The following is a 23899-nucleotide window of genomic DNA, read 5'->3' on the forward strand; positions in this document are numbered from 1 at the left end:
AAAGGATATGTTGAGAGTATTTTTTAGATGCCCGATATTTAAGAATCCGAGGTTTGTCGGATTTGTTTGGTTTGCGACGGCCCTTGTCGCTTGCTTATTGAAATTACCTGTGGGAAGGACTTATAATAACTTTATGATTTATAGGGCTTCCTTTTTCTATGCGTTAGAGTTGAAAGACCTTTATATATATTATCCGAATGAATACCACGACCGGTTTTTATACGGGATCCCTTTTACGGCTATAATAGCGCCTTTCTCCCTCTTCTCTCCTTATATCGGGATGTTGCTATGGTGTCTCGCGAATAGCTTGCTGCTTTATATGGCTATCCGTAAACTCGGATTGGCGGATTGGAAACAGGCGTTTGTCATTTGGGTATGCTTGAATGAGTTATTTACGTGTGTTCTTATGCAGCAATTTAACATAGCCATAGCCGGCATGATTTTATTCTCGTTTATTTTTATTGAGCGGAAACAGGAGTTTTGGGCGGCGCTAATGATTGTCTTGGGTACGATGACTAAGATTTATGGCATTGTCGGTCTTGCTTTCCTGCTATTCTCAAAACGCCGGATCGCCTTTTTGAAAGGACTTATTTTCTGGGGCATAGTCTTGTATGTTCTTCCGATGTTATATACGTCTCCTCAATATGTGGCAAGTCAATACGTGAAATGGTATGAGGTACTTCTCGATAAGAATGTAGAGAATTTATTTACTCCTTATACAAATATCTCTTTGTTGGGGATGGGTCGTAAGATTTTGGGAGTCAATACGTATAGTGATCTCTGGTTGGTTATCCCCGGGCTACTTTTATTTATTGCTCCTTATTTTAGGATAAATCAATATGATAACCGGCGGTTCCGCATGCATTTTCTTTGCTCTACTCTTTTGTTCATGGTTCTTTTTAGCTCCGGAACAGAGAATAGCGGATATTTGGGAGCCATGATAGCCGTCTGCCTTTGGTATATAGGTACGCCTACCCGTAAGACGACTCCTGTCTTGAATACGGTACTATTCGTTTTCTGTTTTATTCTTACATCCCTTTCTCCAACAGATATATTTCCCTGTTATATCCGGAAAACGTATGTTATTCCTTATGCGTTGAAAGCACTACCTTGTGTGTTGATCTGGTTTAAGATCGTATGGGAGCAATTGACATTGGATTTTTCAGAGCCGCTTCATCGGCCGAAGACTCTCCCGGGTAAAGAGGAGGCGATCGACCTTATCTTGCCTTGTTATAACCCACAAGAAGGCTGGGAACGTTTGATGATCGAGAAACATGCGGAATTGGTAAAGATGCTTAAAGGTCGCTCACTTCGTTTTATCGTCGTGAATGACGCTTCGAAGAGAGGATTTACGAAGGATGCGGTGGGACGTCTTCTGGAGGCTCTCCCTGATACGATGATCGTAAGTTATGATACGAATAAGGGAAAAGGAGCCGCTGTTAGGGCTGGCTTGTCTCATTCCACTTCATCCATTACTTTATATACGGATTATGATTTTCCGTATGAGACGGATTCTATCTGCCGGATGGTAGAATGGTTGGAATCGGGATATGATGTCGTTATCGCCGTGCGGAATCATACTTATTATACCCATTTAAGTACTCGAAGAAAGATTATGAGTTATGCTTCCCGTATATTGAATTTTACGCTTCTAGGATTAACGCATACGGATGCTCAAGGAGGTTTGAAAGGTTTTAACCAGCGGGGAAAATCGTTTTTGGCCTCAACTCAGGTGAATCGCTTTTTATTTGATACGGAGTTTATTTATAAGGCTTCGCAGGAGTCGGATGTACTTATTAAAGACATGCCCGCTGATTTGCGGGATAACGTTCATCTTCCCAATATGCGTCGTGGAGTCCTTGCGGAAGAATTAAAGAACTTATTTTTAATCGCTTGGAGAGGGTAGGAGGATTACAGGGTTGTTAATAACCCTGTTGAAAACCCTGTGAATAACGGAAAAAGAACAAAAGAAAAAAGAGATACCTATTAATAGGTATCTCTCTCTTTTTGCTCTTCCTCTTGGACTTGAACCAAGGACCCTCTGATTAACAGTCAGATGCTCTAACCAACTGAGCTAAGGAAGAATCAGTTTTTAACTTTTTAATCTCTATATGAAAACTCTTTTCGCTCTTCTTCTTGGACTTGAACCAAGGACCCTCTGATTAACAGTCAGATGCTCTAACCAACTGAGCTAAAGAAGAATGTTTTTCAGTCTTTCCTGATGTCTTTTCGCTCTTCCTCTTGGACTTGAACCAAGGACCCTCTGATTAACAGTCAGATGCTCTAACCAACTGAGCTAAGGAAGAATTTTTTCGCTCTTTCAAAGGTTATTCCGTAACCCCTTTCTGAAATTGCACTGCAAAAGTACGGGGTATTTTCGAAATATGCAATATCTTTGCGAAAAAAATTACGAAAAAATGAATACAATAGGTTTAGGAAACGCTTTGGTTGACGTTTTATTGAGGCTTGAAAATGATGATGTCCTATCGGAAATCGGGATACAGAAAGGAGCTATGGATATGATTAACAGGGAACAAATGATCGCTATCCGTACAACTTTAGCCGGCTTGCCACGTACGCAAACCCCGGGAGGATCTGTCTGCAACACGATGCGTTCGATGTCTTCTTTAGGGGCGAATTCCGGTTTTATCGGTAAGATCGGGGATGATTCGATCGGCAGATTTTATGAGGATGCGTTGGAAAAAGCGGGTGTCACTTCCTATTTTATCAAGACGGATGGACTTACAGGTAGCTGTACGGTGATGATTTCTCCGGATGGGGAACGTACGATGGGGACTTTCCTTGGCCCGGCCCCGACAATAACCCCGGATGAGATCACCGAGGAGATGCTAAGTAAATATCAATGTATTTATATAGAAGGTTACTTGCTCGTAAACGAACCGTTGGTTCGTTCTACGATGGAGAAGGCTAAAAAGTTGGGCTTGAAAGTAGCGCTGGATTTGTCGAACTTCAATATCGTGAATGCTTTTAAAGGAATGCTGGAGGATATCATTCCTAAATATGTGGATATTTTGTTCTCTAATGAGAGTGAGGCTGAGGCTTTTACCGGGCAGAAGGCTGCTGAGGCCGTACATACCTTGTCTGAGTTGGTAGAGGTCTCATTGGTCACTTTGGGAAAGGAAGGTGCCTTGATCGGTAGTCATGGTCAATTTTATTCTGTCCCGGCTGAGGGGGGCAAGCCTGTTGATACGACTGGCGCCGGTGATAACTTCGCCGCCGGATTCTTGTACGGTCAATCCATAGGAGCGTCTTTGGTACAATCCGCACGCATCGGATCGATGTTGGCAGGCTATGTGATCGACGTGGTTGGCCCGGAGATTCCGTATGATAAATGGGAACAAATAAAGTTAAAAGTAAAAGGGATATTGGCTTAGGCGGCGTATTATTCCTTACATTTATGCCGTTAATTAACTAAATATTGTATGTACAGATTGGTTCAACGAAGAGGAATTATAGGTTTATTTTGCTTGCTGTTCGTCGCAAGTAGCGTAGTGCCGGGATGGGCGCAAAAAGATAACCGCTTTGAGGTGAGTAAGAACCTAGACATTTTCAATTCTTTATTGAAAGAAGTAGAGATGTTCTACGTGGATTCAGTGGATGTGGATAAAACCGTTCAGCGGGGAATCGAGGCAATGTTGGCTGGTTTAGATCCTTATACGGAATACTATCCTGAGCAAAAAACGGAGGAATTGAGTCTGATGACGACCGGCGAATACGGAGGTATCGGTTCCTTGATCCGTCAGCGTAACAATGAGGGAGGCGTGATGATTGCCGAGCCTACCGAGGGAATGCCGGCCGATTTAGCGGGTCTGAAGCCGGGCGATCTGATCTTGGCGATCGATACGATCGATGTTTCCAAGGCGACAAACTCCCGGGTCAGCGAGTTATTGAAAGGTGTTCCCAATACGAAGATGGTTTTGACGATCCAACGTCCGGGCGAGAAGAAACCCCGGAAGTTCGAGATTACCCGTAAGCAGATCACGACACCTCAAGTTACTTACTACGGGGTTAAGAATGACAGTATCGGTTATATTTATCTAAAGGCATTTACTATCAAGAGTGCTCAAGAGGTGAAAGAGGCGTTTTTGGATTTAAAGAAAAATCATAATATTAAGTCTTTGGTACTGGATTTGCGCGGTAACGGCGGCGGCGTGCTGGAAGGTGCCGTACAAATCGTAGGTATGTTCGTACCGAAAGGCAGCGAGGTGCTTTCAACGAAAGGAAAGATCAAGCAATGGGATCGTACGTACCGAACCTCTACGGAGCCTTTGGATACGGTAATGCCGTTGGCTATATTGATCAATGGAGGTACGGCTTCCGCCGCTGAGATCGTATCGGGATCTTTGCAGGATATGGATCGTGCCGTGTTGGTGGGACAACGTTCGTTTGGTAAGGGGTTGGTGCAAGCTCCTCGTGACCTGCCTTATAATGGGAAAGTGAAAATCACGATGAGTAAATACTATATCCCGAGTGGTCGTTGCATCCAGCAAATCGATTATTCGCACCGGAAAGAGGATGGTAGCGTGGCGGCTATTCCGGATAGCTTGACTTCCGTATTCTATACGTCCAAGAAGCGTCCGGTTCGTGATGGGGGTGGCGTACGTCCGGAGTTTGAGGTGAAGGAGCCGAAAGTGCCTACCATGATGTATTATTTGGCGGCGGATACGGTCTTGTTCGACTTCGTTACGGATTGGGCACAAAAGCATAAGACAATCGCTCCCATCGAGGAATTTACGGTTTCCGATGAGGATTTCGAAGCTTTGAAGCAATACGCCAAGTCCAAGAATTTCACGTATGACCGCCAAAGCGAGAAAGTATTGAAGAACTTGAAAGAAGTGGCTGAGTTCGAGGGGTATCTGGAGGAGGATTCTACTGCGTTCAAGGAATTAGAGGCTAAGCTGACTCCGAATCTGGAAAGAGATTTCGATCGTTTCAAGGATGAGGTGAAACGAGTAATGGCCGCTGAGATCGTAAAACGTTATTATTACCAACGAGGAGAGTTGCAAGAAAGCTTGAAAGATGATCTTGTATTGGAGAAAGCGTTGGAGGTATTGGGCGATCCGGATTTATACAGGCGTACATTGAGCGTGCCGGTTGAGTTGGAAGCGGCCACCAAGGGTACCGAATAGGCGGGTTTCTGCCGATGCCCATTCAAAGGGCCTTACAATGCCCATTCAAGCGAGCTTACGATGCCCATTGTCAGCTCCCTTGAATGGGCATCGTGCTTTTCCCTCTTTCGCCAGTCTGTTTGGGGGCTTTGAAGCGGATATGCAATACGACCAATTCCGAGACGGTTCCCACCCGATAAGGAGGTCCTGCTATACCAATGCCGGAAGATACATAGAATTGCGTAGGTCCTTTCTTATAATATCCGTACGGGCATTCATACACAAGTTTCATCAGTAGGGGATAAGGCCATAACTGCCCGTTATGCGTATGTCCGTGCAGTCCCAAATCCACCCCATTCATATTCATCTCGGCGAACGACCAAGGTTGATGATCCAAAACGATAATCGGTTTGCCGGTATCCACCCCTTCCATTAACGAATGAAGCGATTTTCGTTTCTTATGGATGAAATCATCCCTCCCTATCAAATAAAAAGTTGAGTCCGGTTGGACCACCGAGTCTATTAGTAGCGTACCTCCGGTCTTTTGCAACCAACGATATTTCGCGTTCCGGTTTGCCCGGTATTCATGATTCCCGTAAACGATATATACGCCCAACGGAGCTTTTAATTGTTTTAAATCATCCTCGATGTGGGCGTTTTCCGCGAATCGGGATTCATAATCCATGATATCCCCCGCTAATACCACCATATCCGGATGCTGTGCGTTGCTGAGCGCCACATATTTTTGTACCAAGTCCTTCCCGATAACCTCTCCGATATGTAAGTCGCTCATCATGACAATAGTCAGGCTATCCCGATCCCCCGCGGCTTTGGGCAACGTGATATATACGTTCTTAACAATCGGATTCATTACCGTATGGTATGCGTGAATCATTAAACCGGTAACACCGAATACGATAAGAAAAAACAGGGTTAGCTTGGTTTGTTGCCAATGCCCTTTCATCCATTTGGGGAACCATGGCTTGATACGTTGGGAGAGCCTGATCAACTCAAGTACCAAGAGAGATAAAGTGATATAAATGGACGCTATATACCAAGTGTTACAGATGTATTGGATCGTGATTATCACGTTATCAGGTAGTTCATTCCTAAAAATAAATCCGAAAAAATAAAGCGATAGTTCGAGTACGAAAAACAAGATAAAAGGAATCCGGCAACTTTTCTTAGGAGGAAGCGCTTGATATCCTCTCCAGAAAATATACGGATTTAGTAATAGCTGCGCTACGATCGATTGAATAAATACTTTCATCTTTACTCTTTGAATGTAATATTGAACACCACCATCTCGCTGTCCGTCCCGATACGGAAAGGCGGTCCCCACAAAGATAAGCCGGATGAGACATAAATCGTACTATTTCCGATTTTTTTAATCCCGTAACTTAATTCGAACAGATGATCCACGATCCAGTTCATCGGCCATACTTGTCCTCGATGTGTATGTCCGCTAAACTGTAAGTCTACGCCAGCCTCTTCCGTTTTCTCTAAATCGTAGGGTTGATGGTCTAGTAAGATAACAGGTTTGCTTTTATCAAGGTTCGCGGTAAGCTGACCTAAAGTTTTCCGTCCTTTGTTATGCCGGTCGTCCCGTCCTACGAGTTGGATCTGATTGGGCAAGATAGCCACGGAATCCCTTAAAAGTACGATGGGCGTCTGCGCTATGAATTTCTCGCTCTCCTCTATGCCACTGATATACTCATGGTTACCCGGTACCATATAAACGCCTAATGGAGCGTATATCTTGGACAGTTCCTCTTCCATATGCTCGTATCGCAGAGGTGCGACACTGTTGTCTATCAAGTCTCCACCGATAAGAACGATGTCCGGGCGTTGGGCGTTTATCATATCCACATATCCGGCAAGCATCGTCTTGTTGGTAGCGTATCCTAAGTGTATGTCGCTAATGGCTACGACCTTCAGCGACTGTCCATCGGTATCGGCCGGTTTGTTGATAACCATGTTGATAACTCGTGTATCAGGATGTTGGTAATTATAGTTTCCATATCCTAATAAGCTGAGTGTTAAGAATAAGGATAAATAGAATGAGTATTTGAAACGTAGGTGGAAAAGTCGTAAGATATCAAATGCCAACAGGGCCAATACCATGTATAAAGTGAACACGAGCCATCCTGTTCCTACTTGAGAAACTGTTTGAGCGAAAGAAGCCGGCATATCTAGGTTCCTGAATAGAAAACTACTGAAGAATGATAAAGCTCCTCCCCAAAAAACAATGGATAACAACACTTTAACTCCGGTAGACTGGCTTTTCAAAGCCTGTTTTCCCTTTAGATAAATGTAAATATTCCCTGCAAGATACAGGATTGGAAGTATGATAAAGAACGTCCACATCTCAATTAATTTTCCGCGAAGATAATGAAAACTCTTTAGGTAGCAAACGCTGCACGCTACGTCCCTATAGGATCGATATAAATTCCAAACAATAAGTTTGGTAATGAAAAGAATTATATAATATACTGATTGTTAGTATGCTAAAAACAGGATGATCTTTTACTCAAAACATGTACGTGTTTTTGGGAAAAGTCGTACGTGTTTTTCAAAAAAGTCGTACGTGTTTTTCCCGAATCATGTGATAGGGAACAAGGGCGTATCTAGAAATCTACAATAAGCCCCCTTAATTACGATGAGGAGAGTTGGTCTTTTTTTGATAATATATATCCAACTCCTTTTACGGCATCTATTGAAAGTGTGGTATCTTTTTCCAATAATTTGCGCAAACGCGAGATGCTGTTGTTTAGGCTATCATGAACTTCTTGCCCATCCCATATTTCATGAAAAAGCTTTTCTCTGCTTACTGGCTGATTTAATTGCTCGGATAACAGATAGAATAACTTGAAATCTTTAGGACTTAATGTTTTTGACTGTTCTTGTTTATAGAATAATTTATGAGTGGAGAGTTCCAGTTGGTAATCTCCAATAGATATACTATTTGATATCGGACTGGCCTTTTTACAAAACCTTTGGATTAGGAAATCTATTTCTTGTATATCATACGGTTTTTTGGTGTAATGATTAGCTCCGGCTTCATAGCAGCGTGTTATTTCCTCCCCTTCGTTGTGGGAAGAGGCTATCAGTACAGGCAATGAAGGATGCTTTGAACGAATAAAAGGCAAATAATCCAATGCGTTTTGATTGCCAACTTCCAGATCGAGAAGCAGGATATTAGGGTAGTCTTTTTCTATCATGTCTTGAATACCGCTTAACGTGTTGGCGTAGTAAACCTCGTATCCTTTACTTTGCAAGGCCAATACGATGATTAATCCAAGGTTTGGGTCATCTTCAATAAAGATCACTTTCAGCTTATCTTCCATATCGTGTTATGTGTTTTCGGCCGGCAAGTTAATGAAAAATGTTGAACCTACATTTTTCTCGCTCTGAAAAGTTAGGGAGCCGCCCATTTCTTTAGCCATTAGCATTACGCTACTCAACCCTAATCCATATCCCGGTTGCGCTGGCTTGTCGGCTTGTTTCACCCGGAAGAATTGTTGTCCGAGTTTCTTCTGGGCTTTCTTGGGGATTCCCCAACCGGTGTCTTTTATGGCTATTCGGTAATGGTTGTTTTTCATAGTCAACGTTACGGTGATTCGTACATCGTCATCCGAATATTTCAATGCGTTCTCTAGCAAATTCCGTAGGCAACGTTCCAGACGAACGGTATCAGCTTCGATCATGTCGGGGAAATCCTCGCTTTTCTCAAGCTTGAACAAGGGGTTCTTGTTAGGATAGAGCCTAACTATCGCTTGATACGTTTGCTCGATAAATGACTTGATTTCTATAGACGACCTTCGTGCGCTCTCTTTTCCATCCGCTGTTTTCAGTAGGGATAGCATGGATTCGATGATCTCTATCAATTGTCGGATTTGTGTTTTTCCGATATTTAATATGTTAGCTTTCATCGGCTCTTTCTCTTGGCTAGCGATAAAATCTATAGAGGCATATGTTGTGTTCAGCGGGGATTTCAAGTCGTGGATGGCGCTGTGAACGGCTATTTCACGGTCTCGGAGTTGGGCGTGGGCTTTACGTATTGTTCTTAATAAATAATATAGGCAGCTCGCCGAGGTAAGGATGATTAGACAAGATACGGTAAAAGCCAAGAGCATTCGTTGGACAATGTCAGAAAGAGGTAATTTAACGAAAGCCTGTACATATTGTAATCCTTGCGTTCCTATCGGGAGCTTTTCTGTTTGGAACTTATAAAATGAAAGGTTGAATTTTTTTCCTACCGTATTTACGGTTTGCCGGGTAGAGTCTGATATTTCTATATAAGATATTGCTTGTAAATTGTGATCAGTTAATGTTTTATTGAATAGGCTGTCTAATACATTTGGTTTTAAGGGTTTATTCGCATTACGTAGACCGTCTTGCATACGTTGCGTTAAAAGGTCGGCATAGTTATCTTTTAGATTCCGATTTTTTATTTGTGATAAGGTTATGGTATCTCCTTTTAGCTTGGCTCGTTCCTCTGGTGTCATATCACTAGCTCTTCTTATGATTCTTTTGGGGTTGCTGAGGTCTTTCGGTTTGTTGCGAACCATTCGCTTGGACATTTCTTGCTTGATAGCCTCTTCGAATAGCTCTTCAAGGATTTCTTGCGTTTTATATTTTTCAGCGTTATATATATTGTATAACCAATATCCTTGGGAGAGTGTTAAGGCTAGCAACATAATGGTCGTAATATATAAGGAGTGTTTCATGATATATTCGTTATTTTGGATGTGAAGATAATGAATAATCTTAAAAAAGATACGTTTTTCTCGTTTTGTTAGCTTTTTGTTAGACAAAAATTAGGTGTTTGTTAGATATAGTACGAAATTTTACTTATATTTTTGTAACAGACTAAAAAGCATATAGATATGGAAACTGGTGATTTGTTGTCGAAGGAAGAACTTTCCGCCATTAAGGGTGGTGAATGGATTTATGATGAAGAGACAGACGAATGGTATTGGGTTGAGAATGGACGAGGTGTGCCATATTTCCTCAAAGAACCTTAAATATCATTCTTGGAAGACGATTTTATTCTGTTGTATACATTTCCATTTTGGTTAAACTCTCTGCCATTTTGGAAAAGTGTTAGAGAGAGAATTTTAGACTTTATAACTATAATGTTATGAGACAAATAGAGAAAGAAGAACGACTACTATTTGATGATCTTGTCCTTTCTGATGATGAGCTTTTTCTTGTAAGAGGTGGGGCTACACGTAGCTGTGGATCTAATTGTGGTAGTGTCTGTGGAACCAATTGTGGTAATAATTGTGGTAACACATGTGGAACGGGTTGCTCTGGGGCTTAATCAAAGGAACGGCGGTTCGGATATTTTTAATATTAGAACCGCTGCGTTCGAGTTTTGTGTAGCCATAAAAGAAAACGTTTATGAAAAAAAGTAATTATAATATCTTTGTTAAGCAAAAAGGTTTTGTTATTTGTTATAACTCATTTACACATACTCTCATCTGTGTAAGTAATCATGTATATGACTCATTCATGTCTATGGCAGAGTCTGATTTCAAGAGAACATTTAAATCGCATTATGATACTTTAGTAAGTAGTGGTTTCTTGATCTCTGACGAACGGGATGAGTTGGCAGAAATAAGACTGAAGCATAAAATTGCGACATTTAGTCCTAGCCGAAGATTACGATTGATGGTTTATCCTACTCAAGACTGTAACTTAAAATGTTGGTATTGCTATGAGAGCCATGTGGCAAACTCGAAGATGGGCGATGAAGTAAAGCAAAACATATTGAAATACATAGAGAAAAAAGTTCAGTTAAGACAAGTGGACTCTTTCGTTTTGAGTTTCTTTGGAGGAGAACCTTTACTCTATTTCGATGAGATAGCATATCCTTTAGCAGATAAGGCTCGTGAGATCTGTAAAAGAGCTGGTGTAAACTACACTTCGTTTTTCATAACCAATGGAACCCTTATCAATAAGGAAAATATAGACAAATTGCGATCAACGAATCCTGTGTTTCAAATAACATTGGATGGGAACAAGGAGAAACATGACAAAGTGCGTATAGGGAAAATCAATAATGCGGAAACATACGATAAAATACTGGATTCATTATACCTTATCTCTGATAACATTCCTGCTTTGGAAGAAGATTTTGTGGTAACCCTTCGAATAAATTATGATGATGCGACTTTGGGAAATATAGATCCTTTGATCAAGGATTTACAAGGCTTGGATCGTAGTAAATTTTTAGTCCACATGGAACGTGTCTGGCAAACAATGGAATCTGCCGGTGATAAAGAGCAACGATCCTTATTGCTAGAAACAATTCGTAAATTCCAAAAAGAAGGCTTTACGGTTCAGTCTGGGAATATGAAAATTCGAGATTATTCCTGTCCTGCGGAAGATTATGATTTTGCCATCATAAATTATGATGGCAATGTATACCGTTGTAATGGGCGAACCTTAAAGAAAGAAAATGCAGAAGGCATATTAACCCATGCGGGAGATATCGTGTGGAATCAAGTTACTCTGTCAAAAAGGCTTGGTAGAACTACATTTGAGAATCCTATGTGCTTGGCTTGTAAGATGCTTCCTGTTTGTATGGGACCTTGCAGCCAAAAGTGTATGGAGTTAAATTGGAAAGATTTGCATAAAGTATGCTCCATGCAACATATGGGTATGTCTATCGACAAATATCTACTTCTTTGGGCGGAGCAAATGTTTCTGCAAAGCAAGAAATCTAAAATCTAACAAAGATTACACCTTAAATAGATAATGTGCTATGAAACAATTATTGCTTTTCTTCTCCTTGCTAGTGAGTTTTCATATTCATGCAATTCTTGTAACAGGAATAGTCGTTAATAAGGAAACAGGTGAATGTATCGAGGGCGTAAGTATTCTTACGCTAAATTCCGACTCGGTTGTTGTCTCCCAGGATGCAACGCAAGCGGATGGAAAGTTTCGTATTAATATTCCCAAAGTAGGCGATTATGTATTGCGTTTTTCCAATATAGGATTTCGTTCAACCTTGATAGACGTAAGGAATGCGCAGGAGAATCTAGACTTTGGAACTATCGAGCTTATTCCGGTCACTCAACAATTGGATGAGATTGTGGTTTCGGCAGACAATTATACGAAAATGGACCGACAGGTGATATTCCCCCCTATAGGAATCGTAGAAAGGTCGTTCTCTGCCTTGGAGATGATTCACCAACTCATGCTGCCGGGATTAATCGTAAATGTGGGCGATCGTTCAATTTCGTCCATTAACGATCGGCCCGTACAATTACGCATTAATGATATTGAGGTGACAATAGATGAGATTACTGCCCTCGATCCACAAAAGATTAAAAAAGTGGAATATATCGATTTGCCAGGCATGCGCTATGGCAATGTCGGCACCGTGATAAATTTCGTTCTGAAACGAATAGAGTATGGATTATCCCTTGGAGGAAATGCTCAGATAGCTCTTACTTCACCTTATACGAACGACCAAGTTTTTCTAAAATACAACAACCGAAAGTCGGAGTTGGGCTTGAATTACCGTATCTCCTATTCGAAGTATAAAGACAGTTTTAAGGATGAGTACTTGAAGCTGTTTTTGCCGAATCAAAAACTTGTATTATCCAAAGAGGGAGTGAAAGAACCCATAAAATCGGAGAGACATGACCTATCTCTTTCTTACAATTGGCACAATGAGGAAAAGACTGTCTTTAACGTGGTTTTTCGGAATCAATTTAGCGTACCTGATCAAGTTTCAAAACAAAATGTAATAGATGAATTAAACAAAATGAATTACACCTCTTTACTTCATACGAAAAACAGAAATTATACGCCATCAATTGATCTTTATTTTCAACAAGAACTCGGTAAGAATCAAACTTTTTTAACTAATGTGGTAGCGACGTATATTTCCTCTGATTATTTTCGAAACTATCAAGAAAATAATCAGAATGAATCCCTGTATAACTATTCATACAATACAGATGGAAAGAAACAAACTCTGCAAGCAGAAGCCATCTATGAGAACCGGTTCAGTCAAGCTATTGATTTCTCCGTCGGATTACGCTTTACGCAATCTCACACAGAGAATATTTATACCATGGAGGGAGCGGATGTTACCAATACGATGAATAATTCGGACGTGTATGGGTATGCCCAGTTGCAAGGTGCATTAAGCAAGTTCAGCTATCAAGTAGGGGCAGGCTTTTCTAGGATATATTTCAAGGAAGAGGATACCCATTTTTCGAAGTGGCAGTTTCGACCGATACTAACACTAGCCTATTCTTTCAAGGAGAATATCTCATTTAGGTATAACTTTTTTATGTTGCAATTTTTGCCTACTCTGAATTATATGAGTGATTTCAAGCAATGGCAAAACCCTTATGAATTGTTTGTCGGAAATCCAAATGTGGTTCCTGCTGAGACCTATGCCAACAATTTTACGTTCAATTTTCGTAAGGGTGCTTTCTCCTTCGCCCCTCGGTTGTTCTACCAGTACACTCGTAACCTCATAAATAATTCTATTTACCTGCGGGAAGACCAAGGCCATCATTATTTAGAGTATCATCCGGAGAATCAAAAGTTCCATCAGCATATCCAAGGGTATTTGTATGCAAATTGGGAGGTTGTGAGAGATCGATTGAATCTGTCTGCTTTTGGCGTACTGAACCGATATATAGACAAAGGAAACAATTTTGAGCAATCTTTGACCAATACATTTGGTGGCTTCCAATTGGAAGGAAATTATAAGGACTGGTCTTTATCTGCCTCTTATACGATCAAGTCAAAGATGCAGTCAGGTGAGACAGTTCTGATTTTTCCTGCTCGAGCAAACATCTCGCTCCGCTATCGACATAAATCCATACAATATGAGTTGAGCGTGCAAAATCTGTTCTTGCCAGATGGGACACCCCAAAAAGAGTTACTGAACTCAGCGTACGTTCAAAAGAGTACGGCTTCTTACGTAAGAAACGAGGGAAACCAGGTAAGGCTCAGTATTGCTTGGAACTTTGACCTAGGGCGTAAGTACAAGGGATCGCAGAAACAAATCTATAATTATGTGGATGAAGATGCAGGAATCGTAAAATGATTAGGATATACAGATAGATGAATATTTTTATTAAGATCAAAAACCATGAGGAATTTAACAGTAATCATACCCTTTTTGAATGAAGGTGCTGAAATATGCGAGACCGTTAAAAGCATTAGGGAAACAGCAAGAGATAATGTGGACATCCTGCTGATCAATGATGCCTCGACCGACTCTTTTGATTATGAGGAGATCGGAAGGGTATATAAGGTTAAGTACATGGTGAATAAAAAACGTTTAGGACCTGCTTTTTCTCGAGATTTAGGTATCGGAATGATAGAGACCGATTATTTTTTGACTGTAGATGGACATATGCGATTCTATGATAATGACTGGTGGAAAAGAATCGTAGAGGTGACAAGTGACAATCAACGAGCGGTGTATTGCGCTAATTGCAAGACGTTAGACTTGAATGGAAACTTTGTCGAAGGAAAACCGCATTTTGGCGCATATATCAATTTCCAAGACAAGAATAACATCTTAAATCCTACGTGGATGAGAAAAGATTTGCATCCCGAACGTGAGATTGTTGAAATACCCAGTGTATATGGTGCAACCTATTGTTCCTCAAAACGATATTGGCAGTATATAAGAGGCTATGAAGGATTGAAACAATATGGATTTGAGGAACCCTACATCAGTATCAAAGCTTGGATGGAAGGAGGAGGATGTTATCTTATCAAGGATACGGAGATTGGCCATATATTCAGAACTGGTTTCCCATACGAAATGGATCTAAACTATTTTGTCTATAATAAGTTACTTATACTAGAGACTTTATTTCCTTCAGATCTAAAGAATGATATATACAATATGCTAAGAGAGACCTGTGGCATCTATCTTAGGAATGCTACGGAGATCATGCTAGAGCATCGAAAAATGTTGGAAAATCTCATAAAGGAGTACTCTACGATTTTAAAATCGGGTTTCGACTCATTTCTTGAGATAAACAAAAAGTATGAATCTTTAGCTAATGAGGATAGGTTTTGATTATGGCTATTGAAAAAGTAATACATCAAATATGGGATGGTGATAATGTACCTTTCCAGTTGAGGATCCTTTCATGTACATGGAAAAGATTTAACCCAAATTGGGAATATCACCTTTGGAATAAAAAGGAGATGGTAGAATTGGTGGATTCTTATTTCCCAGAGTGGGCTAATCTTTATCATTCTTTACCTTTTAATATACAGAGATTGGATATGATTCGATACATGATTTTATATTGCCATGGTGGAGTTTATGTGGATTTAGATATTGAATGTTTTAAATCTATAGACCCTCTTGTAGAAAACAAGTCATTCTTTTTGGGAATGGAACCTCCTGAGCATTGGGTCTGTTTTAATGGATCAAAGCAGAGAGTGGTAGGAAACGCCTTTATGGGTTCATCTAATAATCATAAGGGCTGGTTACGCATCTTGTCTGATATAGATTTTACTGTTAAAAACAGGATCTATAGAGATGATATCGTATTGAATACTACTGGTCCATATATGTTATCTAGGCTTATTAATCAGTTAAGGGATGAATATGGTGCATCTACGCTTTCTTCTTATTTGGTTTCTCCCGTCTGTAAGGAGGATTTTCAAAACTATAGGAAAGGTGTTGGTTCTGATTTATTCTATGGAAAGATAAAGAATGCCTTTTGTGCGCATTATTTTTTCGGGGCTTGGGATAAGAAGCTGAGTGTTTATAAGAAAAATGACAATACGGATGGTACGGAATCTTTTATTTGATTTGGATCGAGACACGGTTATTAAAGCAACACATCAAGCATTGTTTAGGGTGGACTTAATCTCAAATGTCGGATTATACAATGGGAAAATGGGAATGATTATATTGTTCTTCCATTATAGTAACTATAGTGGAGAATCGGAGTATAATGAATTAGCGGAAGGGTTGCTTATGGATTTATTAGAGAATCTCTCGTATAAAGAATCTGTTGATTTAGCTACAGGTTTGGCTGGTGTAGCTTGGGGATTGGTGTATTTGTTGGAAAATGGTTTTCTACACAAAGATATAACCGAAACAATTTTACGTATTAATAGATATATCCTACGGCAAGACTTGCGTAGACTAGAGGATCTCTCATTTGATACAGGATTGCAAGGTCTAATTCATTACTACAATTATGGAAAGACTGTATTAAACGATAAAAACATCCCGTGGTTTGATGAGTTATTTGTTAGTGACCTAACTACTATGGTAGATTGTTTACCTATTGAATCTAATCTACTATTGGATCAAATCCTGTCAGGAAACAAGATCATCTGTTTTAACATTGTACGTAGTATCATAAAATAATTAGTTTTTAATGAATAAGATCATACATCAGATATGGATTGCAGACAGTGAGGACATGATGCCCTGTAATCTAAGGATACTTTCCAATACATGGAAAAAGTATAATCCTGATTGGGACTATCATCTTTGGTGTTCAGCTGAGGTTGAGAGCTTACTATTCTCTGATTTCTCTGATTTCTATCTGCTGTATAAATCTGTATTTACCCAACGGCAACGTTTAAACCTAGCTAAATACATGATATTGTATCTTCATGGAGGACTCTATGTTAATTTAGACACCGAATGTTTCCAATCAATATCGCCATTATTCAACGACTCTCAATTATTTTTCACTAACCAACCAAAAGGACATTGTGATTTGCTAAAGATACATCCTTTGCTGGGTAACTCATTTATAGGCTCTACCGCTAAAAATGTTTTTTGGATATTTCTGCTGTCTCAAATCGAAGAGTCTATTCATAACAAGACTTTCTTCTACGGTGAAAACAACCTAGGTGCTTTAAAGATTACAAGATACCTAGATTATATGAAAAATCATTTTACTGTATCTGTTTTTCCATCGAAGAAGGTAATGCCTGTCTCACAAGAAGAATTCAAACAGTATTCATTAGGTTTGAACACTGATATTTTTTACAAAAAAATAAAAGAAGCTTTCTGTGTGCATTATTTTTTCTTGTGAATTGTGAAATGAAGTAATAAGATGTGAATAAAAAAATGAACAAATTCCCTCATATCAAACAACCAGACTCCATGGAATGCGGTGCCACTTGCCTTCGTATGATCGCCAAGTTCCACGGCAAGGAGTATTCCGCCGAGACGATGCAAAAGCTTTGCGTTGTCTCTCGAGAAGGAGTTTCCTTGTTGGGTATGGTTGATGCCGCCGAGTATATAGGATTCCGTACGATATGTGGACGAATGACCCTGGGGAAGATGGTGGATCAACGCCCTTTCCCCTGTATCCTCCATTGGAACCAGGATCACTTCGTCGTACTCTATGACGCTAAAAAGAAACGGGATGGTGAATATGTTTTCTATATTGCCGATCCCGGCAAGAATCTATTACGGATCAATGAGGATGAGTTTCGTAATGCGTGGATCAGTACCCGTTCGAGAGGGGAGGAAAAAGGGATATTGATGGCCTTGCAGCCGACTCCCGCATTTTACGAACGGAAAGATGAACGGCATACGGGGAAAGATCCTTTCCGTTTCTTGTGGGGATACATGAAACCCTATAAACGTTTCTTTATCCAATTGTTGCTCGGACTGGCGCTAGGCAGCGTCTTGCAATTGATCTTCCCGTTTCTTACGCAAGCGATTGTGGATAAAGGGATAGCCGGAAAGAATTTGAATTTGATCTATCTGATCTTGGTGGGACAATTGATGCTGGTGCTGAGCCGTGCCTCCGTGGACTTTATCCGCCGTTGGATCTTATTGCATATTAGCGCTCGGGTGAATATCTCCTTGCTCTCCGATTTCTTGATTAAGTTGATGCGTTTGCCCATGTCGTTTTTCGATACGAAAATGACGGGAGACTTGTTGCAGCGTATCCACGACCATGAACGGGTGGAACGTTTTCTCACGGCGCAGACATTGACGGTGCTCTTCTCCGCTTTCAGTTTCATCGTGTTTGGGGGGGTATTGCTTTATTATAACCGATTGATATTTGGCATATTCGTGCTAGGTAGCGCCTTATATGCGATATGGGTGACGCTTTTCTTGAAGAAACGCCGGTTGCTGGATTATACCTATTTTGAGCAGCGGGCCCGAAACCAGTCGAAGACGATGCAGATGCTGAACGGCATGCAGGAGATCAAGCTCCAGCATTGTGAGCGCCGCCGCCGTTGGGAATGGGAGGATATACAAGCGGACTTGTTCCGGACGAACATCGAATCGATGCGGCTGCAACAGAGTCAGGAGGCCGGCAGTATCTTGATTAATGAGGTAAAGAATATCGTGATTACGGTGATTGCCGCTACGGCTGTGATCGGGGGGAGCCTGTCGTTGGGTATGATGTTGGCTATACAGTATATTATCGGGCAGTTGAACGCTCCGGTGGAACAGTTCGTGCAGTTTCTTTATAGTTGGCAAGACGTGAAGATTAGTCTGGAACGGATGAGCGAGATCCATGATCGGGAAGAAGAGGAGACGCCGGAACGTATGATAACCGGTTTTAACGGAAGCGATAGGGACATTGAGATTCGTGACGTGACGTTTCAATATGAGGGCATCCATTCGCCGAAAGTCTTGGAGCGGATAAACCTTAAAATACCTCGAGGCAAGATTACGGCGATCGTAGGAACGAGTGGTAGCGGGAAAACAACCTTGATCAAGTTATTATTGGGCTACTATAATCCGGTAGAAGGTGATATCCGGGTGGGTGGAAATGATTTGCGATCTTTCAGCCTTTTATGGTGGCGTGACCAATGTGGTGCGGTGATGCAAGACGGTTATCTGTTCTCTGAATCGATCGCACGCAATATTGCCGTGGATGACGGTGAGATTGATAAATCTCGCTTATTATTGGCTGCTCGTATCGCCAATATAGAGGAATTTATCGAGCGCTTACCCTTAAAATATAATACGGTGATAGGTCCGGATGGTCAAGGTGTAAGCCAAGGCCAGCGTCAACGGATCTTGATAGCCCGTGCGGTTTATAAGAACCCATCTTATCTCTTTTTCGATGAGGCGACGAATTCGTTGGATGCCAACAATGAACGTGCTATAGTAGAGAATCTGACGGACTTTTACCGGGGTAAGACGGTAATAATCGTCGCCCATCGATTAAGTACCGTACGCAACGCCGATCAAATAGTCGTTCTTGACAAGGGCCGTATCGTGGAGGTAGGCACCCACGACGTGCTGATCGATCGCAAGGGTGCTTATTATAATTTAGTGAAGAATCAATTAGAGTTGGGGAGTTAAGGATATGTCAACATACAATGAGATGAAGAAAAAAGCGGAATCGGATCAAGACCGTATCGAGTTGCGTAGCGAGAAAGTCCGCAACATGATCGGCGAGATGCCTTCCTTCCTGATTCGTTGGGGGAATACGATTCTGGTGGTTATATTCGTGCTACTGGCTTTGATTGCTTGGTTTGCATTTTTCAAGAAATGAATGGAGGGATATCTTCTGTTTTTCTTATCTTCGTATCCTAAAGTTTACATATATGGCACAAGATATACGTTGGTTACAGCGATTTTCTAATTATTGTAAGGCTTTGGCTAAATTGGGCCAAGCGGTGGACATTGTATCTCGGCGGTTGGAATTAGCGAACGAGGTTGATGAACTTTTGCAAGAAGGATTAATCCAGCGTTTTGGATATACCCATGAATTAGTCTGGAAGGTGATGAAAGATTATGCGGAGTATCAAGGTTATACGGATATTCGAGGTTCACGTGATGCTATACGTAAGGCTTTACAAATAGGGCTTATAGAAGATAAACGATGGATGGAGACAATCGAGGATCGTAATTTGACTTCTCATAATTATGATGACGATGTGGCTTCTGAAATTTATGAGAATATCGTACGGGTTTATTATCCGCTATTTTGCCGGTTTGAAGAGAGGATGTTATGTATATCGGAAAATGAGACTAGATGAAGCTGTAAATGAAATATGGATTGAGTGACATAGAATTGAATAAGTTGCGTGAGTTTTTCGCTCGATACGAGGATATTGAGGAAGTAATACTTTACGGTTCGCGAGCTAAGGGAAACCATAAACCTTTTTCGGACGTGGATATATCTTTGGTGGGGCCAAACTTGACACGTAGTCGGTTAAATCAGATTGCGTTTGCGATTGATGATTTATTATTACCTTATCAGTTTGATCTCTCTATTTTTCATAAATTGACGAATATGGAATTGGTTGATCATATTCGGAGAGTCGGAATATCTATTTTTTGTAGAGATTGTTCTCAGCCTCCTGCGTGAGCGGTCTCGTAAGCCCACAAGATGACTCTCGGGGGCTTACGTGGGTGCTGACGTTATTTCGCGTATCCTACCGGATGATTGATCATCGGGATTTGGGAGTCGGATAGCTTTAATATCTTCTTCAACGCATCTGCCTCCATGCTGCCGCGGGGAACCGTTACTAAGCCACATCCGGAGCAGAACAAGGCGATATTCTGAGAGACCAGCCCGGCATCTAAGGCTCCAAAGCGCTCACGTAATTGTGGTGTACCTACATTGCCGAATTTGGAAACATCAGAAACCATCAATAGACAAGCGGGAGCTGAGTTCACGGAGGTTTGCTTTCCTCCGATCAGTGGACGGTGATCGCCTTCCGCTACCGGGTTCAGTTGATGGGCTTTCGGATCATACAGATAAGCGCCCTCTTCCATCAATACGTAGACATCCACATCTTGCTTATTCAAGGCGGAAGCGGCGGTACGTTTCCCATCCTCCCGGTTGATACCGATAGCGGCCCATATCAAATCGGAAAGATCTTGTTGGCTGAGTTTCTTGTTGGCGAACTCACGCTCGGAATGACGATCTGCCAAGGCTTTCATCACCGAAGCGCCTCGGGTCTTGTCGGGAGCATTCAACTTAATGGCTTTTAAACTCTGGGCCTGCATACCGGCTATGCCTAACATCAAAGTGGCTAATACACAAAAAATAGTTCTCATAATGTTGTTATTTAGAAAATTAGATGTACAAAAATAATGATATATTTCTTTTTTTAGACTTTTTGTGAGAAATAATAGCCAACGAATGTTTATAATGTTTTTATTTGTACGAATAAATCGTAAACGCAGTGTTATGAGTGGAATATATTGTGTTTTGTAATAAGTGACGCATGTATGGGAGAAAAGTTGTTAACCTTATTTATGGTACTGTTCCTTGCGCTTCCGCTGTATGCGCAAATGGATAAAGCCGGTTCTTTTACGGTTAAAGGCCAGGTGCTGGATTCACTGACAAATGAATCCGTACCGTATGCCACATTGAGAATCGCTTTGGCAAGTACCCCGGAGAAGCCAATCAAGCTGTTGGCGTGTGATATAGATGGGAAGTTCCAGACTCCGCTGAATAACATCGGAACGTATATTATCGTTATGCAATCTATCGGGAAGGCTCCGGCAGAGAAGGTATTCACCCTTTCGGATGAACGGAAAGTCATGGATCTCGGCGTGCTGTTTATGCAGGATAATAACCTGCGTTTGGAAGAGGTTACGGTCACGGCGCAGAAACCTTTGGTGAAAGCAGAGATCGACAGGATCATTTACTGTCTGGAGGATGATCCTGAGGCTCAGACCAATAATACGCTTGAAATGCTTCGTAAGGTCCCGATGGTTACCGTGGACGGTGAGGATAAGATTGAGTTGAAGGGGTCTTCAAATTTTAAGGTTTACATGAACGGTAAGCCATCGAATTTGTTAAGCAATAATCCGTCGGTAGTATTGAAAAGCATGCCGGCAAGCTCGGTGAAGAACATCGAGGTTATCACGGAGCCGGGTGTGAAGTATGATGCCGAGGGAATTGGGGGGATTATCAATATCATCATGGTGAAAAACACCTTGCAGGGTTATACGGGATCGGTAAGTTTGAACACCATCACCAATGGGCGTATCTTCGGGAGCGGCTACCTGTCGCTGAAAGCCGGCAAGTTCGGATTGTCTGCCAATTACAACTGTGACCGTGACAATACGCCTTGGAACGATGCTTCTTCCATGCGTGAGGATCTGAATAATAAGGAAGAACATTATCTGAATCAGGTGGGACGTAGTAAATCGAGAGCCCCTTATCATTTCGGGAATCTGGAAGGTAGTTATGAGATCGATTCGTTGAACTTATTGACTGTAGGGATTGGTCTGTACCTCGGAACCACGAGGAGCGTCTTGGAATATGCGGTGAAGATGCTGGATGCCGACCGGAACCCCGTTTATAGTTATAACCGTAATTCGGAATCGAGCCGCAAGTCCGGCTCAGCTGACATGAATGTGGATTATCAGCGTTCCACGCGCAAGAAAGACGAACTACTCACTCTCTCGTACCGTTTCAGTCGTTCCCCGAACGATAACGAGGATTATACGGAGTTGACGGATATTCGTAACTACGAGCCGTGGTTGGGCTATCCGCAAAATAATATCAATAAGGCATCGACGAACGAGCATACCGGGCAGTTTGACTATACTACACCTACTTGGAAAGATCAGAGCTTGGAAGCGGGCATAAAGTATATCTACCGTCAGAGCCGGAGTAATACGGATCGTAAGGCCTTCAACCAGACATCACAAATGTGGGAGGAGGCGACTCCTGCGGATAGCCATTTCGATCATTCGCAACAGATCTATTCCGCCTATCTGGGATATACGATGAAATTTGGAAAATTCGGGGTGAAAGCTGGTGCGCGGGCAGAAGGGACTTCCTTGAAAGTGAGGTATGAGCTGGCACCGGATATGAATTTCGGGAACGATTACTTCGACGTGGTGCCAAGCGCTGTCGTATCGTACCAGCTTAGTATGAGCCAGCAGCTTCGTCTGGGATATAATATGCGTATCCAACGACCGGGTATCTGGTACCTGAATCCGTATGTGAGCAATGCGGATCCGCAGAACATCTCTTATGGTAACCCGAACTTGGATTCGGAGAAGAGTAACGGTGTGAACCTGAATTATAGTATATTCGCCCAAAAGTTCAGTTTCAATACAAGTATCTCTTATACATTTATAGATAACTCAATCGAGCGGTATACGTTTATCGATCCGGCGGATCCAGGAATTTTCCGGACTACTTACGGGAATATCGGGAAGAGGCAGACTACCGGCCTTTTTGTTTACGGTAGTTGGAATCCGATCCCCCTGTTCCGCGTTAACTTGAATGGAAGCTTGAGCTATACGGATTTGAGGAGCGAAAAGAATGACATGGCGAACAGTGGCTTTAGCGGGCGTGTCTTCGCCGGGGCTCAGTTTAACTTACCACTCGATATCCGGTTGAATCTGAATGGAGGCTTTATCTCTTCGGCGATACAGCTGCAAGGGAGGCGTTCGCCGTTGAATTTCGCTACAGTCTATGTGAGCAGGGATTTTTTGAAGAAGAAACTGTCCGTATCCCTCTATTTTTACGATATGTTTTGGAAACGCAGGAAAATGGAGGCTACGATCTACGACGATACTTTCCATAGGCAAGATATCAGCTATTCTCCGACGCGTACATTTGGTATCGGCATCTCCTATCGTTTCGGTAATTTGAAAGACGCTATCAAGAAGGTGAAACGTGGTATAAGGAACGATGATGTAAAGGCTTTGGAGAGCGGTTCATAAAGGATATAGATGAGGAAATATGCAACTTATCGGTATCAAAGCTCGTCTTTGTATGAAAATAAAGTTTTTTCAGACTTTTTGTGAGGAAAAAATGCTTACGAACGTATATTAATGTCTTTAT

The 23899-nt window shown here is 41.6% G+C and carries 20 protein-coding genes and 3 tRNA genes; 15 read left to right on the plus strand and 8 right to left on the minus strand.

Annotation, left to right across the window (positions count from 1 at the left end):
* Positions 1 to 7 precede the first annotated feature (7 nt).
* Positions 8 to 1906 (plus strand): glycosyltransferase 87 family protein, encoded by a 1899-nt coding sequence (locus ACESPU_RS14725; protein WP_373133473.1) that lies wholly within the window; start codon positions 8 to 10, stop codon positions 1904 to 1906.
* A gap of 104 nt (positions 1907 to 2010) precedes the next feature.
* Here the strand turns inward: ACESPU_RS14725 and ACESPU_RS14730 are convergent.
* The 3 genes from ACESPU_RS14730 to ACESPU_RS14740 form a co-directional block, all read right to left on the minus strand.
* Positions 2011 to 2084 (minus strand) — tRNA-Asn (locus ACESPU_RS14730).
* A gap of 43 nt (positions 2085 to 2127) precedes the next feature.
* Positions 2128 to 2201 (minus strand) — tRNA-Asn (locus tag ACESPU_RS14735).
* 31 nt (positions 2202 to 2232) lie between these two features.
* A tRNA-Asn gene (locus ACESPU_RS14740) sits at positions 2233 to 2306 on the minus strand.
* Between the two features lie 111 nt (positions 2307 to 2417).
* Between ACESPU_RS14740 and ACESPU_RS14745 the strand changes: the two genes are divergently transcribed.
* A complete protein-coding gene (locus ACESPU_RS14745) occupies positions 2418 to 3395 on the plus strand; it encodes an adenosine kinase (protein ID WP_122144038.1) in 978 nt (325 codons plus the stop codon).
* A gap of 48 nt (positions 3396 to 3443) precedes the next feature.
* Positions 3444 to 5150 carry a S41 family peptidase gene (locus ACESPU_RS14750; RefSeq protein WP_044546013.1) on the plus strand — a complete coding sequence of 569 codons (1707 nt, stop codon included), beginning with the start codon at positions 3444 to 3446 and terminating at the stop codon, positions 5148 to 5150.
* 70 nt (positions 5151 to 5220) lie between these two features.
* Here the strand turns inward: ACESPU_RS14750 and ACESPU_RS14755 are convergent, their stop codons facing one another.
* The 4 genes from ACESPU_RS14755 to ACESPU_RS14770 form a co-directional block, all read right to left on the minus strand.
* On the minus strand, positions 5221 to 6399 hold the full coding sequence (locus ACESPU_RS14755) for a metallophosphoesterase (RefSeq protein ID WP_009016954.1): 1179 nt from the start codon (positions 6397 to 6399) through the stop codon (positions 5221 to 5223).
* Between the two features lie 2 nt (positions 6400 to 6401).
* Entirely contained in the window at positions 6402 to 7496 is a 1095-nt protein-coding gene (locus ACESPU_RS14760) for a metallophosphoesterase (RefSeq protein ID WP_158532380.1), read from the minus strand.
* A 287-nt stretch (positions 7497 to 7783) separates the two neighbouring features.
* The gene (locus tag ACESPU_RS14765) at positions 7784 to 8476 is read right to left on the minus strand and encodes a response regulator transcription factor (RefSeq protein WP_122144036.1); all 693 of its coding nucleotides are present in this window, start codon (positions 8474 to 8476) and stop codon (positions 7784 to 7786) included.
* A gap of 6 nt (positions 8477 to 8482) precedes the next feature.
* The gene (locus ACESPU_RS14770; protein WP_122144064.1) at positions 8483 to 9859 is read right to left on the minus strand and encodes a sensor histidine kinase KdpD; all 1377 of its coding nucleotides are present in this window, start codon (positions 9857 to 9859) and stop codon (positions 8483 to 8485) included.
* Positions 9860 to 10018: 159 nt separating this feature from the next.
* On the opposite strand from ACESPU_RS14770, the gene ACESPU_RS14775 reads away from it, so the two are divergent.
* The 11 genes from ACESPU_RS14775 to ACESPU_RS14825 all read left to right on the plus strand — a co-directional run bounded on the left by ACESPU_RS14775 (position 10019) and on the right by ACESPU_RS14825 (position 20449).
* On the plus strand, positions 10019 to 10156 hold the full coding sequence (locus ACESPU_RS14775) for a hypothetical protein (RefSeq protein ID WP_181987512.1): 138 nt from the start codon (positions 10019 to 10021) through the stop codon (positions 10154 to 10156).
* Positions 10157 to 10535: 379 nt separating this feature from the next.
* Positions 10536 to 11870, plus strand: a complete 1335-nt coding sequence (locus ACESPU_RS14780; protein ID WP_122144034.1) for a radical SAM/SPASM domain-containing protein — start codon at positions 10536 to 10538, stop codon at positions 11868 to 11870.
* 31 nt (positions 11871 to 11901) lie between these two features.
* The gene (locus ACESPU_RS14785) at positions 11902 to 14211 is read left to right on the plus strand and encodes an outer membrane beta-barrel protein (protein WP_122144033.1); all 2310 of its coding nucleotides are present in this window, start codon (positions 11902 to 11904) and stop codon (positions 14209 to 14211) included.
* 45 nt (positions 14212 to 14256) lie between these two features.
* Positions 14257 to 15201 (plus strand): glycosyltransferase family 2 protein, encoded by a 945-nt coding sequence (locus ACESPU_RS14790; RefSeq protein WP_122144032.1) that lies wholly within the window; start codon positions 14257 to 14259, stop codon positions 15199 to 15201.
* 2 nt (positions 15202 to 15203) lie between these two features.
* Positions 15204 to 15947: a glycosyltransferase family 32 protein gene (locus ACESPU_RS14795; protein WP_122144031.1), complete on the plus strand. Its 744-nt coding sequence runs from the start codon at positions 15204 to 15206 to the stop codon at positions 15945 to 15947.
* Complete coding sequence (locus tag ACESPU_RS14800) at positions 15925 to 16515, plus strand: lanthionine synthetase LanC family protein (protein ID WP_158593838.1); 591 nt, start codon at positions 15925 to 15927, stop codon at positions 16513 to 16515. The genes ACESPU_RS14795 and ACESPU_RS14800 overlap by 23 nt, the downstream gene beginning before the upstream one ends.
* 10 nt (positions 16516 to 16525) lie before the next feature.
* The gene (locus ACESPU_RS14805; protein WP_122144029.1) at positions 16526 to 17194 is read left to right on the plus strand and encodes a glycosyltransferase family 32 protein; all 669 of its coding nucleotides are present in this window, start codon (positions 16526 to 16528) and stop codon (positions 17192 to 17194) included.
* A 35-nt stretch (positions 17195 to 17229) separates the two neighbouring features.
* Positions 17230 to 19437, plus strand: coding sequence for a peptidase domain-containing ABC transporter (locus ACESPU_RS14810; protein ID WP_158532379.1), 2208 nt, complete (start codon positions 17230 to 17232; stop codon positions 19435 to 19437).
* A 4-nt stretch (positions 19438 to 19441) separates the two neighbouring features.
* The gene (locus tag ACESPU_RS14815) at positions 19442 to 19630 is read left to right on the plus strand and encodes a hypothetical protein (protein WP_158532378.1); all 189 of its coding nucleotides are present in this window, start codon (positions 19442 to 19444) and stop codon (positions 19628 to 19630) included.
* Positions 19631 to 19682: 52 nt separating this feature from the next.
* Complete coding sequence (locus ACESPU_RS14820; protein WP_195283826.1) at positions 19683 to 20117, plus strand: nucleotidyltransferase substrate binding protein; 435 nt, start codon at positions 19683 to 19685, stop codon at positions 20115 to 20117.
* Between the two features lie 8 nt (positions 20118 to 20125).
* A complete protein-coding gene (locus ACESPU_RS14825; protein ID WP_158532376.1) occupies positions 20126 to 20449 on the plus strand; it encodes a nucleotidyltransferase domain-containing protein in 324 nt (107 codons plus the stop codon).
* A 53-nt stretch (positions 20450 to 20502) separates the two neighbouring features.
* On the opposite strand, the gene ACESPU_RS14830 is transcribed toward ACESPU_RS14825, so the two are convergent.
* Positions 20503 to 21144, minus strand: a complete 642-nt coding sequence (locus ACESPU_RS14830; protein ID WP_373133474.1) for a SagB/ThcOx family dehydrogenase — start codon at positions 21142 to 21144, stop codon at positions 20503 to 20505.
* 174 nt (positions 21145 to 21318) lie between these two features.
* On the opposite strand from ACESPU_RS14830, the gene ACESPU_RS14835 reads away from it, so the two are divergent.
* Positions 21319 to 23778 (plus strand): outer membrane beta-barrel family protein, encoded by a 2460-nt coding sequence (locus ACESPU_RS14835; protein WP_373133475.1) that lies wholly within the window; start codon positions 21319 to 21321, stop codon positions 23776 to 23778.
* Positions 23779 to 23899 lie beyond the last annotated feature (121 nt).

This window comes from Parabacteroides sp. 20_3 (assembly GCF_964238835.1).
GTDB classification, from domain to species: Bacteria; Bacteroidota; Bacteroidia; order Bacteroidales; family Tannerellaceae; genus Parabacteroides; species Parabacteroides distasonis.